The organism is Kitasatospora sp. NPDC127111 (assembly GCF_042677465.1).
In the GTDB taxonomy this organism is placed as follows: Bacteria; Actinomycetota; Actinomycetes; order Streptomycetales; family Streptomycetaceae; genus Kitasatospora.
Genome location: NZ_JBHXTG010000133.1, coordinates 1 through 11,651, shown reverse-complemented (window position 1 = coordinate 11,651; position 11,651 = coordinate 1). Strand labels below are relative to the sequence as shown.

Here is an 11,651-nt window from a genome sequence, read left to right as displayed (position 1 = left end):
GCGACGGGCCGCGCCCGTCGCCGCCCGGCGCCATCGCCATATCGAGGGGGAGGAACCCATGGGAATCTTCACGCTGGAGCGTGACCACCGCGAGGGCCACGAGGCACAGGACGTGCTCGCCCGCGCCCGTGGCCTGGTCGACCCGGTCCTGCGCGCCGCCGTCGACTCGCTGCCCGGCTCGATGCGCAAGGTGGCCGGCTACCACTTCGGTTGGTGGGAGGCGGACGGCACCCCCGCCGACGCGTCCTCCGGCAAGGCGATCAGGCCCGCGCTGGTGCTGGCCGCCACCCAGGCCCTCGGCGGCAGTCCGGCCTCGGCCACCGCCGCCGCGGCCGCCGTCGAGCTGGTCCACAACTTCACCCTGCTCCACGACGACGTCATCGACCGCGACGAGACGAGACGTCACCGCCCCACCGCCTGGCGGGTGTTCGGCACCACCGAGGCCATCCTGGCGGGGGACGCCATGCACTCGCTGGCGCTGCGCCTGCTCGCCGAGGACGCCCACCCGGCCGCCCAGGGCGCCGTCCGCCGGCTCACCGACTGCGTGGTCGAGCTCTGCGAGGGCCAGCAGATCGACTGCGCCTTCGAGCGGCGCAGTGACGTTTCGCTCGCCGAGTGCCTGGCGATGGCGGAGGCCAAGACGGGGGCGCTGCTCGGCGCCGCGTGTGCGATGGGCGCGCAGTACGCGGGGGCCTCGGAGGAGGCCGCGCAGGCGATGGACGGCTTCGGCCGCGAGATCGGCCTGGCGTTCCAGCTGATCGACGACCTGATCGGGATCTGGGGCGATCCGGCCGTCACCGGGAAGCCGGTCGGGGCGGACTTGGTCGCGCGCAAGAAGTCGCTGCCGGTGGTGGCGGCGCTCGGCTCGGGGACGGCCGAGGGGGGCGTCCTGGCCGAGCTGTACGCGCTGGAGCGCCCGCTCAGCCCGGAGGAGTTGAGCCGCTGCGCGGTCGCGGTCGAGGGGGCCGGCGGGCGCGGCTGGGCCCAGGGGGAGTCCTGCGAGCGGATGGCCGCGGCGCTCGGCCTGCTGGCCACGGCGGTGCCCGAGCCGTCCGCCGCCGACGAACTGCTCGCCCTCGCCGAGCTGGTCACCCGCCGCACGCACTGACCGGGCGCGCCGGTCCGGTGCGGCGGCCGCCCGCGGTGGCCGTACCGGCGGGGGGGGCGGGGCCCGCGGGGGGGGGGGCGCCCCGGGGGCCCCCCCGCGGCGGGGGGGGCCCCGGCGCCGGGGGTGCGAGCGCGCCCGGGCCCACTCCCCACTCCTCCGCACTCCTGCCCTCCGCGGTCCGGCCCTCCTCGGTCCGGCCCTCCGCAGTCCGGCCCTCCGCACTCCTGCCTGCCGCAGTTCGGCAACCCCGGGACGCCGGGCGCCCGTACCGCCGCCGCTACGTGAGCGCAGCGAGCAGTCGCTGCTCCTTGGCGGGGACGATCCCCTGGAGGTGGGGCGCGCCCTTGCGCCCCTTGCGGCCGTCGGCGTCGGTGTCCTCGGCCGGCCCACGCTGCTGGAGCCAGGCCCAGGTGTCGCGTGCGGTCTCGGCGAACGGCCGGCAGCGCAGCCCGGCCGACTGCGCGCGGGTGGTGTCGGCGAGCCAGACACCCGCGAACTCCGGCCCGGCGGGCGCCCAGAGCGGCAGTTCCAGCCACGGCTGGACGCTGTCCGGGCCCTCGGCGAGCAGCGGGCCGTCCGGTACCCAGACCAGCTCGGCTCGCGGCCGGCCGCCGGCCGGCTCGCCGACCACCTCGCGGCAGGTGGCGAGGAACTCCCCGAAGGTGACGTTCCCGGCGGGCGCGGTGGTGAGGTAGCGGCCGGTGTGCCCGGCGGCCAGCACGTCCACGCCGAAGGCCGCGAAGTCGCGGACGTCGATCACCTGCATCGCCCGCTCCGGATCGCCCGGCGCCAGGACCGGGCCGCCGCGGGCCATCCGCTCCAGCCACCAGGGCAGGCGGCCGCCGTTCTCGTACGGGCCGATCAGCAGCCCGCTGTTCAGGATCAGCGTGCGCCCGGCGCCGAAGTACTCCTGGACCGCCCGCTCGCAACCGGCCTTGAGCGCGGTGCTGAACGGCTGGTCGGGCGGGGTGTCGGCGGGGCAGGGGTGCAGCGGCGAGTCCTCGGTGATGACCCGGGCCGGCCAGTCGGCGAAGGCGTGCACGGAGGAGACGAAGGTGTAGTGGCCGGCGTGCTCGCGCAGCAGCCGGGCGGAGAGCGCGGCCTGGGCGGGCTGCTGGGCGGAGGTGTCGACGACGGCGTCCCAGTGCCGCCCCCCGACCAGCCGCGCCAGGTCCTCGGCCGAGTCGCGTTCGCCGCGGACGGCCTCGACCCCGGGCGGGTCGGCGTGGGAGCGGCCGCGGTTGAAGGTGGTCACCTCGTGGCCCCGGCTCAGGGCTTCGCAGGCGAAGGCGCGTCCGAGGAACGATGAACCGCCCAGCAGGAGGATCTTCATACCGGCAAGGCTGCCTCCGCCCGCTGCTCCGCATGCGCCGATTCGCTCACGGCAGAGGCCGCGCGCCCCGGGAGGCACGAGAGCCCCGGGAGGCACGAGAGCCCCGAGGAGGGCGAGGAGGCCGAGGAAGCCGAGGACCGAGGAGGCCCGACCCGGCGGTCGACCCGGGCCCGGTCGGTCGAGGTGCTGATCCCAGGGGGTCCGCATAGCATCCCCGGTGTACCGATATGTCTGATTTGGGCAGAGCTCCGGCACTGGGAGAGCGACAGCATGGTCAACCCGGCACTCGTGGACCCGGCCACCATCCGTGCGACCGCCGCCGAGGCCTGGGTCCGCGGCTATCCGATCCTGCAGAACTACCGCACCATGTACGCGCAGGCGGTGGACGACGCCGACCCGCGCCACGTCGGCGGCTTCGGCGTCTTCCGGCACTACCCACAGCCCTTCACCCCGGCCAACACCGACGTCGTCACCCCCAACAACGACACCCCGTACTCCTGGGCCTGGCTCGACCTGCGCACCGAGCCCTGGGTGGTCTCCGTCCCTGCCGTGGACCGCTACTACGTCCTCCCGCTGCACGACCTCGACACCGTGTACGCCGGGTTCATCGGCACCCGGGCCACCGGCCGGGAGGCCGGCGACTACCTGGTGGCCGGCCCGGGCTGGCAGGGCGAGGTGCCCGCGGGCGTCCGGGGCGTCATCCGCGCCGCCACCCAGCTGGTCGGCATCGTCGGCCGCACCCACCTGCCCGACAACTCGCCCGAGGCCGTCGAGGAGCTGAAGGAGATCCAGCAGCGGTACCGGCTGCGCCCGCTGCACGAGTACGCCGGCACGCCCGCGCCGGAGCCGGCCCCGCACCCGGTCTGGCCGGTCTGGCGCGAGGAGGTGATGGACACCATCGAGTTCTTCGGCTTCCTGGACTTCCTGCTGGGCTTCTTCCCCGCCCCCGCCGCCGAGGCGGACCTGCGCGGCCGCCTGACCGACCTCGGCATCGACGGCCGAGGCGAGTTCGAGCCGGCCGCCCTGCCGATCGGGGTCCGCGCCGAGATCGAGCGCGGAATCGCCGACGGCCGGGCCGAACTGGACCGCGCCGCCGCCGACACCACCGGCTCCAGCGGGATCTTCGGCACCCGCGAGCAGGTCGGCACCGCCTACCTGAAGCAGGCGATCGGTGCGATGAAGGGCCTGTACGGGCTGCCCGAGACGGAGGCCTGGTACACCGGCTGGGAGACCGACAGCGAGGGCAACCGCCCGCCGAACACCAGCGAGCGCGACTACGTGGTGCGGTTCGCACCGGACGGTCTGCCGCCCGCGCGGTACTTCTGGTCGGCCACCATGTACGCGCTCCCGGACCGCCTGCTCGTCGACAACACCCTGGACCGCTACTCGATCGGCGACCGCACCCCCGGGCTGGTCCGCGACCCGGACGGCGGCCTCACCCTGTACGTCCAGCACAAGCGGCCCGCCAACGCCCAGAACTCGGCCAACTGGCTGCCCGCGCCGGACGGCCCGTTCGTGGTGGTGGTCCGGCTCTACGGTCCCGACGCGTCGGCCCTCGACGGCCGCTGGACGCTCCCGCCGCTGACCCCGCGCTGACCCACGCCGGCCCGGACCGGCCCGCGCTACCGCGTCAGCCCCGCCCCGCGCTGTCCCCGCCCGCCGGACCCCCGCCGGACCCCCGCCGGACCCCCGCCGGACCCCCGCGACCCCCGCCGGACCCCCGCCCGCCGAACCCGCCCGCACCCGCAAAGGACCCCTGATGAACCAGCCCGAGCTGGAGGCCCTGGCCGCCGACGCCTACGTCTACGGCTACCCGCTGGTCTCCGCCCTCACGATGGTCGAGCGCTTCACCGAGGGCGGCTTGGGCACCATGCCGGCGGCTCCGTTCAACCACCTCAGTCACGCCGGCCGGCTGGCCGGCCCGGAGGACCCGTTCGTCTCGGTCAACAACGACACCGTCTACTCGATCGCCCAGCTCGACCTCTCCGAGGGTCCGCAGGTGCTGCGCGTGCCGGACACCGCCGGGGCGTACTACGTGCTGCAGTTCGTCGGCGCGTGGACCGACAACTTCGCCTACGTCGGCCGGCGGGCCACCGGCACCGGCGCGCAGACCTGGCTGATCGTCCCGCCCGCCTGGCACGGCACCACCGCGGACCACGCGCACGTGATCGTCGCACCGACCACCGTGGCCACCATCGTCGGCCGCTTCGCCTGCACCGGCCCGGACGACCTGCCCCGGGTCCGGGCCCTCCAGGCCGGGCTGACGCTCGAACCGCTGGAGCCGGGCGGGCTGGCCGCCGGGCTGCCCGAACCGGACCCCGACGTGCCCGAGCGGCTGGCGTTCTTCGAACGGCTGCGGGTCTGGATGGCGGCCTTCCCGCCCGCCGCACCGGACGTCGAGTACCAGCAGCGGTTCGCCCCGCTCGGCCTGCTCGACACCGGCGCCTCGCCGTACCGGGCCGCCGCGCCCGAGTGGACCCTCACCCTGCTCAGGGGCCTGGCGGCCGGCCGGGAACGGGTCGAGGACGCCATCCGGCCGCCGGAGGACCATCCGCCCGGTGAGTGGCGCTCGGTGCCGCACCTGTTCGACTACAACGTCGACTTCCTCGGCCCCGGCACGCTCGACGACCCCGAGTGGCGCATCCCCGACCGCCGCGCCGCCTACCTCAGCCGGGCCGCCGCCGCCCGCACCGGCCTCTGGGGCAGCCACGCCTACGAGGCGCTGCACGCGATGACCCAGGACGACGCCGACGGCCGCCCGCTCAGCGGGGAGCACCGCTACACGCTGCGCTTCGACCAGCCACCGCCGGTCGACGCCTTCTGGTCCGTCACCATGTACGACCTGCCCGAGTACCACCTGGTGGCGAACCCGATCGCGCGGTACTCGATCGGCGACCGGACCCCCGGCCTGGTGTACGGCGAGGACGGCTCGCTGACGCTGCGGCTCCAGCACGACCGGCCCGCCGACCCGGCCGGGGCCGCGAACTGGCTGCCGACCCCGGAGGGCGGGTTCCGCCCGGTCATCCGGCTCTACCAGCCGAAGCCGACCGCCCTGGACGGCAGTTACCGGGTGCCGCCCATCGAGCGGAGCTGAGCCGCTCCCGGGGCCGCCCGAACCGGCCCGCGGCCCCGCGCCGACCGACCCGGCCCCCGCACCGTCCCGGGGCGGCGCCCCCGCACCCGCCCCACGCGGCCTCCCCCACGGCCGAGGGGCACCGCGCCGCCGCGCGGGCACCGCACCGACGAAGGGACGCACGGATGGGCGACGCCGTCGGCCGGATGCTCGCCTCGGCCGTGGGGATCGCGATCAGCCCGCTGACGTTGATCGCGGTGGTCCTGCTGCTGGCCACGCCGAGGGGCCGGGTCAACGGGACCGCGTTCACGGCCGGCTGGGTGACGGCGCTGGCGGCCGTGGTCACGGTGGTGGTGTGGGCCGGCTCGGGGCTGGGCGCCGACGCGGCGGAACCCGCCTGGGCGTGGTGGCTGGAGCTGGCGTTGGGCGCGCTGTTCCTGCTGCTCGGGGTCGAGCAGTGGCGGGACCGCCCGCGCGCCGGCCACGTGCACGGCCCGCCCCGGTGGATGCGGGCCGTCGACCGCTTCACCCCGGGCCGGTCGGCCGGGCTGGCGGCGGCCCTGGTGGTGGCGAACCCGAAGAACCTGGTGCTGGCGGTCGGCGGCGCCGTCGCGATCGCGACCAGCACGGCCTCGGCCGGCGGCAAGGCGGGCGCGGCCGCGCTGATGGTGCTGATCGGCTCGCTCTGCACGCTGCTGCCGCTCGCGGTCCACCTGTTCGGCGGTGACCGGTCGGCCCGGGTGCTGGGGGAGTGGAAGGCGTGGCTGGCGGCGCACAACGCGGCGATCACGGTCGTGGTGCTGGTCGTCCTCGGCACGAAGTACGTCGGCGACGCGATCTCGGGCCTGACCGGCTGATGCCCCGTACCGACCACCCCGCCGACCACCCCGTACCGACCACCCCGCTGCCCAATCCGTACCGACCACCCCGTACCGGCTCAGCGCGGCGACGCGGACCGGCTGCCGGCCGACCGGGGTCCGGCCGCGGCGCCCCCGCCCTGCGACGGCGGGGACGAGGGCGGGGCGGACGCCGTCGCGGTCGGCGCGGCGGACGACGGTCCCGCCGTCGGCGGGGCGGTGCCGCCGGGGGAGGCCGGGGGCGAGGACGGCGGCGAGGACGGCCCGCCCGTCGGCCCGGGCCCGGGCGGCGCGGTGCTCGGCGTCCCGCCCGGCGAGGGTGACCCCGATCCCGTCGGACCGGCCGTCGGACCGGCCGTCGGCCCACTCGTCGGCCCGGCCGTCGGCCCGCTCGTCGGCCCGGCCGTCGCGCTCTCCGTCGGCTCGGCCGGGGCCGAGGTGGAGCCGCCCCGGTGGTGCGGGCCGCCCTCCAGGGTGACCACCGCCTGCGAGGGCCGCAGCGCGATCCGGGCGGTCCAGTGCGCGGCCGGGGCGAGGTTCTCGTCGACCGTGACGATCACGGTGATCCGCTGGCCGGGGGCGAGCGTTCCGGCGTCCCGGCTGAGCCTGAGCCAGCCGGCGTCCACCTCGGCGTGCCAGCGGATCTCGGTGACGCCGGAGTTGGTGAGGGTCAGCACGGTCCGGGTGCCGTAATCGCCCGCCTCGACGGTCAGCAGCCCGCCCGACGCGGGCACCCCGCCGCTCCCGGCCCCGCCGCCCCCGGCCCCGCCGTTCCAGGGACCGGGGCCCGTCACCGGCGCCGGCGCGGCGACCAGCGTCGGACTGCCGAGCGGGGTCGCCCCGTGCGCCGGAACCGGGATCGCCGGCCCCTGGATCCCGGGGAGCAACGTTTCTGCAGGCATCGCCCCGGCTCCGGCCAGCTCCAGCCCGGCCACCACCGGAGCCGCCCCGACCGCGCCCACCGCCCCGCCGACCTGCCCGACCTGCCCGGGCCGCCCGTCGGTCACCCCGGGGTCGCCGGGCCGCGCGCCGGCCCGGTCCTCCCCGACCCGGACCGAGGAGACGGCCGCGGCCGTTCCCGGCCCGCCGCCGCCCCGGTGGCCGGCCCACAGCGCGACCACAGGCGCGGCCAGCACCGCGGCCAGCACCCCGGTGGTCACCACCCGACGGCGCACCGCCAGCGCGCGGCCCGCGTCCGGTGCGCGGTGCCGCGGGAACCCGCTCCGGTCGAACCGCAGGCCCGGCTCGACCACCGGCGCCGGGACGGCCGTCCGCCGGCCGGCCGGAGCCCCGACCGCGCGCGGCAGGAACGGCACCCCGCCGCCCCGCCCGGCCCCGCCCGCCGCCTCCGCCACCCCGACCGGCTCCACCCCCGGCGCGGGGAGCACCGGCAGCCCGGAGAGGCCCGCCGCCCCGTCCGCGACCTCGTCGGCCACCCGCTCGGCCGTGCCCCGGCAGGTCGGGCAGTCCACCACGTGCCGCACCAGCTCGCGGCGCAGCGCCGGGCCGAGCACCCAGTCCCGCCAGCTCTCCGCGCCCGCCCCGCCGAGGCGGTCCAGTTCGGGGCAGCTGCCGACGCCGAGCACCAGCAGGGCCTCCCTGGTCCGGCCGACCTCGGTCGCGGCCGAGGCGAGCAGGGTGCGGGCGGTCTCGAACGGGACGCCCAGCACGGCCGCCACCTCGATCGGGCTGAGCCGGTGGCGGACCGAGAGCTCCAACGCCTCGCGCTGCTCGGCGTCGGTGCCGGCCGCCTCGGGCCAGGCCAGCGAGGCCAGCTCGCGCCGCCGCCGGGCCGCCTCCGCGGCCGGGAGCGCCGCCCCGGCCCCCACCGGAAGGGCACCCACGCCCGGGAGGTCCGCGGTCGGGAGGTCCGCCGAAGGGGTGTCCGTCGTGGGGAGGTCCGCCGAAGGGGTGTCCGCCGGAGGGGTGCCCCGGCCCGCGCCGTCCTCCAGCCGCCGCAGGCAGCAGTAGCGCGCCAGCGAGTACAGCCAGGCCCGCACCATCCCGGGCTCGGCCAGCCGCGCGCCGTGCCGCAGCGCCAGCTCACGCACCTCGCGCAGGGCGGCCAGGGCCGCGTCGTGTTCGCACAGCACCGAGAGGCAGTAGGTGAACAGGCCGTCCACCTGCCGCTCGTACGCCGCGAGCACGAGGTCGCGCGGCCCTTCAGTACGCGTTGTCACCCGTCCGACGGTAGAGAGCCGGGAGTCGCCGTTCCGGCCGTTCCCCGCTGTTGTACTTCTTTCGGGTAACAACATCGCCCGTTCGTGGACCGCCCGCGAGCCCCCGGACGCGGCCCGCGAGCCCCCGGACGCGGCCCGCGAGCCCCCGGACGCGGCCCGCGCTCCCCGCCCGATGCCCGCGCTCCCCGCCCGAGCTCGCCACCCTGCCCCCCGCCCGCGCCCCACCCGCGCCCCCGCCCCCGGCCCGTTGTCGGACCCAGGCGCTACGGTGACCGCATGGCTGCCCGTACCAAGACCTCCGCCAAGCCGCGCCCGGCGTACCGCTGCACCGAGTGCGGCAACCAGCTGCCCAAATGGGTCGGCCGCTGCCCGGAGTGCAACGCCTGGGGCACGGTCGAGGAGTACGGCGCGGTGCCGATCCGGACGACGGCCGCCGGCCCGGTGAGCGCCCCCGCCCGCCCGATCGCCCAGGTGGACGGCCAGGTGGCGACGGCCCGCTCCACCGGCGTGCCGGAGCTGGACCGGGTGCTCGGCGGCGGCCTGGTCCCCGGCGCCGTGGTGCTGCTGGCGGGCGAGCCGGGCGTCGGCAAGTCCACCCTGCTGTTGGACGTCGCGGCCAAGGCGGCGACCGCGCAGCACCGGACGCTCTACGTCACCGGCGAGGAGTCGGCCGGCCAGGTCCGGCTGCGGGCGGACCGGATCAACGCGCTCTCGGAGCACCTCTACCTGGCCGCCGAGTCCGACCTCGGCGCCGTCCTCGGGCACATCGAGGCGGTCAACCCCGGCCTGCTGATCCTGGACTCGGTGCAGACCATCGCCTCCGCCGAGCTGGACGGCGCGCCCGGCGGCCCGGCCCAGGTCCGCGAGGTGGCGAACGCGCTGATCCGGGCGTCCAAGGAGCGCGGCATGGCCACCCTGCTGGTCGGCCACGTCACCAAGGACGGCCAGATCGCCGGCCCCCGCCTGCTGGAGCACCTGGTGGACGTGGTGCTGAGCTTCGAGGGGGACCGGCACGCCCGGCTGCGGCTCATCCGCGGGGTCAAGAACCGGTACGGCGCCACCGACGAGGTGGGCTGCTTCGAGCTGCACGACGAGGGCATCGCCGGCCTGGCCGACCCGTCCGGCCTCTTCCTGACCAGGCGTGACAAGCCCGTCCCGGGCACCTGCCTGACCGTCACCCTGGAGGGCAAGCGGCCGCTGGTCGCGGAGGTGCAGGCGCTGATGGTGGACTCGCAGATCCCGTCCCCGCGCCGCACCACCTCGGGCCTGGAGTCGCCCCGGATCGCGATGATCCTGGCCGTGGTCGAGCGGCACGGCGGGGTCAAGCTCGGCAAGCAGGACATCTACACCGCGACGGTCGGCGGGGTGAAGCTGAGCGAGCCCTCGGCCGACCTCGCGGTCGCCCTCGCGGTGGCCAGCTCCTCCTCGGACACCCCGCTCCCGAGCAACCTGGTGGCGATCGGCGAGGTCGGCCTGGCGGGCGAGGTCCGGCGGGTGACGGGTGTGCAGCGGCGGCTGGCCGAGGCGCACCGGCTGGGGTTCACCCACGCGCTGGTCCCGCCGGACCCGGGCAAGGTGCCGGCGGGCATGAAGGTGGTCGAGGTGGCCGACATCGGCGAGGCGCTGCGGGCCATCCCGGGCCGCCGCCGCGCGCCCGCCAAGCCGCGGGGTGAGGCACCGTCGGCGCCGCCCACCCCGCGCCGGGCCGCCGCCGCACCCCCCGTCACGGCCTACCCGGAGGAGCTGATGGAGGGGTGGGAGCCCCTCGACTCCGACGAACTGCGCTGACCCAAGCCCTGTCGAAGCCGCACGCAGTTAGACTTTCCCCTGTCTATTGGCGAAAAGGCAGTACTAAGCGACAGAGCAACAGACCGTAGGCCGGCGCACGGCGCGAGGCGCGCGGTACGGGGTCGACCGGAGGAGTCACGTGGCAGCCAGCGACCGGGCGGACAAGTCCTCCCGCGAGGAGGCCCTGCTGCGGGCCTCCCTCACCGCCATCGCGCCCGGAACGGGGCTGCGTGACGGCCTGGAACGGGTGCTGCGGGCCAACACCGGTGGTCTGATCGTGCTCGGCTTCGACAAGACGGTCGAGTCGATCTGCACCGGCGGCTTCGTCCTGGACGTCGAGTTCACCGCGACCAGGCTGCGCGAGCTGTGCAAGCTCGACGGCGCCGTGGTGCTGGACAAGGACATCACCAAGATCGTCCGGGCCGGCGTGCACCTGATGCCGGACTCCACCATCCCCACCGACGAGACCGGCACCCGCCACCGCACCGCGGAGCGGGTCAACCGGCAGACCGGCTTCCCGGTGGTGGCGGTCTCGCACTCGATGCGGCTGATCGCCATGTACGTCAACGGCACCCGCCGGGTGCTGGAGGACTCCACCACCGTCCTCTCCCGGGCCAACCAGGCGCTGGCCACCCTGGAGCGGTACAAGCTCCGGCTGGACGAGGTGGCCGGCACGCTCTCCGCGCTGGAGATCGAGGACCTGGTGACGGTGCGGGACGTCACCGCCGTCGCCCAGCGGCTGGAGATGGTCCGGCTGATCGCCACCGAGATCGCCGGCTACGTGCTGGAGCTCGGCATCGACGGCCGGCTGCTCTCGCTCCAGCTGGACGAGCTGATCGCGGGCGTGGAGCCGGAGCGCGAGCTGGTCGCCCGGGACTACTTCCCCGAGCGGGCCGCCAAGAAGGGCCGGACGGTCACCGAGGTGCTGGCCGACCTGGAGGCGCTGACCCACGCCGAGCTGCTCGACCTGCAGACGGTGGCCAAGGCGCTCGGCTACTCGGGCTCGCCGGAGTCGCTGGACTCCGCGGTCTCGCCGCGCGGCTACCGGCTGCTGGCCAAGATCCCGCGGCTGCCGAACACGGTGATAGAGCGCCTGGTCGAGCACTTCGGCGGCCTGCAGAAGCTGCTGGCGGCCAGCATCGACGACCTGCAGACGGTCGAGGGCGTCGGCGAGACCCGGGCCCGCTCGGTCCGCGAGGGCCTGTCCCGCCTTGCTGAATCGTCCATCCTGGAGCGCTACGTCTGACCGGCGCACCGCGCCCGCCCGCGTACGAGGACGGCCCCCGGGGAGCATGCCCGGGGGCCGTCCTCG

Annotated in this window: 8 protein-coding genes; 6 read left to right on the top strand and 2 right to left on the bottom strand. The window is 76.3% G+C overall.

The features are described 5' to 3' along the window. The first annotated feature begins 58 nt into the window (after nucleotides 1–58). Nucleotides 59–1,108, top strand: coding sequence for a family 2 encapsulin nanocompartment cargo protein polyprenyl transferase (locus ACFVHB_RS39180; protein ID WP_380332589.1), 1,050 nt, complete (start codon nucleotides 59–61; stop codon nucleotides 1,106–1,108). A gap of 277 nt (nucleotides 1,109–1,385) precedes the next feature. Here the strand turns inward: ACFVHB_RS39180 and ACFVHB_RS39175 are convergent, their stop codons facing one another. Beyond that, nucleotides 1,386–2,441, bottom strand: a complete 1,056-nt coding sequence (locus ACFVHB_RS39175; RefSeq protein ID WP_380332586.1) for an NAD-dependent epimerase/dehydratase family protein — start codon at nucleotides 2,439–2,441, stop codon at nucleotides 1,386–1,388. 270 nt (nucleotides 2,442–2,711) lie between these two features. On the opposite strand from ACFVHB_RS39175, the gene ACFVHB_RS39170 reads away from it, so the two are divergent. The 3 genes from ACFVHB_RS39170 to ACFVHB_RS39160 all read left to right on the top strand — a co-directional run bounded on the left by ACFVHB_RS39170 (nucleotide 2,712) and on the right by ACFVHB_RS39160 (nucleotide 6,371). After that, nucleotides 2,712–4,037, top strand: a complete 1,326-nt coding sequence (locus ACFVHB_RS39170; RefSeq protein WP_380332583.1) for a DUF1254 domain-containing protein — start codon at nucleotides 2,712–2,714, stop codon at nucleotides 4,035–4,037. Nucleotides 4,038–4,200: 163 nt separating this feature from the next. Then, nucleotides 4,201–5,535 (top strand): DUF1254 domain-containing protein, encoded by a 1,335-nt coding sequence (locus ACFVHB_RS39165; RefSeq protein WP_380332580.1) that lies wholly within the window; start codon nucleotides 4,201–4,203, stop codon nucleotides 5,533–5,535. Nucleotides 5,536–5,699: 164 nt separating this feature from the next. Beyond that, a complete protein-coding gene (locus ACFVHB_RS39160) occupies nucleotides 5,700–6,371 on the top strand; it encodes a GAP family protein (protein WP_380332578.1) in 672 nt (223 codons plus the stop codon). Between the two features lie 80 nt (nucleotides 6,372–6,451). Here the strand turns inward: ACFVHB_RS39160 and ACFVHB_RS39155 are convergent, their stop codons facing one another. Then, entirely contained in the window at nucleotides 6,452–8,551 is a 2,100-nt protein-coding gene (locus ACFVHB_RS39155) for a sigma-70 family RNA polymerase sigma factor (protein ID WP_380332575.1), read from the bottom strand. Nucleotides 8,552–8,827: 276 nt separating this feature from the next. On the opposite strand from ACFVHB_RS39155, the gene radA reads away from it, so the two are divergent. Next, nucleotides 8,828–10,339 (top strand): DNA repair protein RadA, encoded by a 1,512-nt coding sequence (gene radA / locus ACFVHB_RS39150; RefSeq protein ID WP_380332573.1) that lies wholly within the window; start codon nucleotides 8,828–8,830, stop codon nucleotides 10,337–10,339. Nucleotides 10,340–10,526: 187 nt separating this feature from the next. Beyond that, on the top strand, nucleotides 10,527–11,585 hold the full coding sequence (gene disA / locus ACFVHB_RS39145; RefSeq protein WP_148644934.1) for a DNA integrity scanning diadenylate cyclase DisA: 1,059 nt from the start codon (nucleotides 10,527–10,529) through the stop codon (nucleotides 11,583–11,585). Nucleotides 11,586–11,651: the final 66 nt, after the last annotated feature.

Bases quoted from the DNA above. Each gene is read 5' to 3' on its own strand.
- ACFVHB_RS39170 (WP_380332583.1), top strand. From the start codon at position 2,712: ATGGTCAACCCGGCACTCGTGGACCCGGCCACCATCCGTGCGACCGCC.
- ACFVHB_RS39165 (WP_380332580.1), top strand. From the start codon at position 4,201: ATGAACCAGCCCGAGCTGGAGGCCCTGGCCGCCGACGCCTACGTCTAC.
- radA (WP_380332573.1), top strand. From the start codon at position 8,828: ATGGCTGCCCGTACCAAGACCTCCGCCAAGCCGCGCCCGGCGTACCGC.
- ACFVHB_RS39160 (WP_380332578.1), top strand. From the start codon at position 5,700: ATGGGCGACGCCGTCGGCCGGATGCTCGCCTCGGCCGTGGGGATCGCG.
- ACFVHB_RS39175 (WP_380332586.1), bottom strand. From the start codon at position 2,441: ATGAAGATCCTCCTGCTGGGCGGTTCATCGTTCCTCGGACGCGCCTTC.
- ACFVHB_RS39180 (WP_380332589.1), top strand. From the start codon at position 59: ATGGGAATCTTCACGCTGGAGCGTGACCACCGCGAGGGCCACGAGGCA.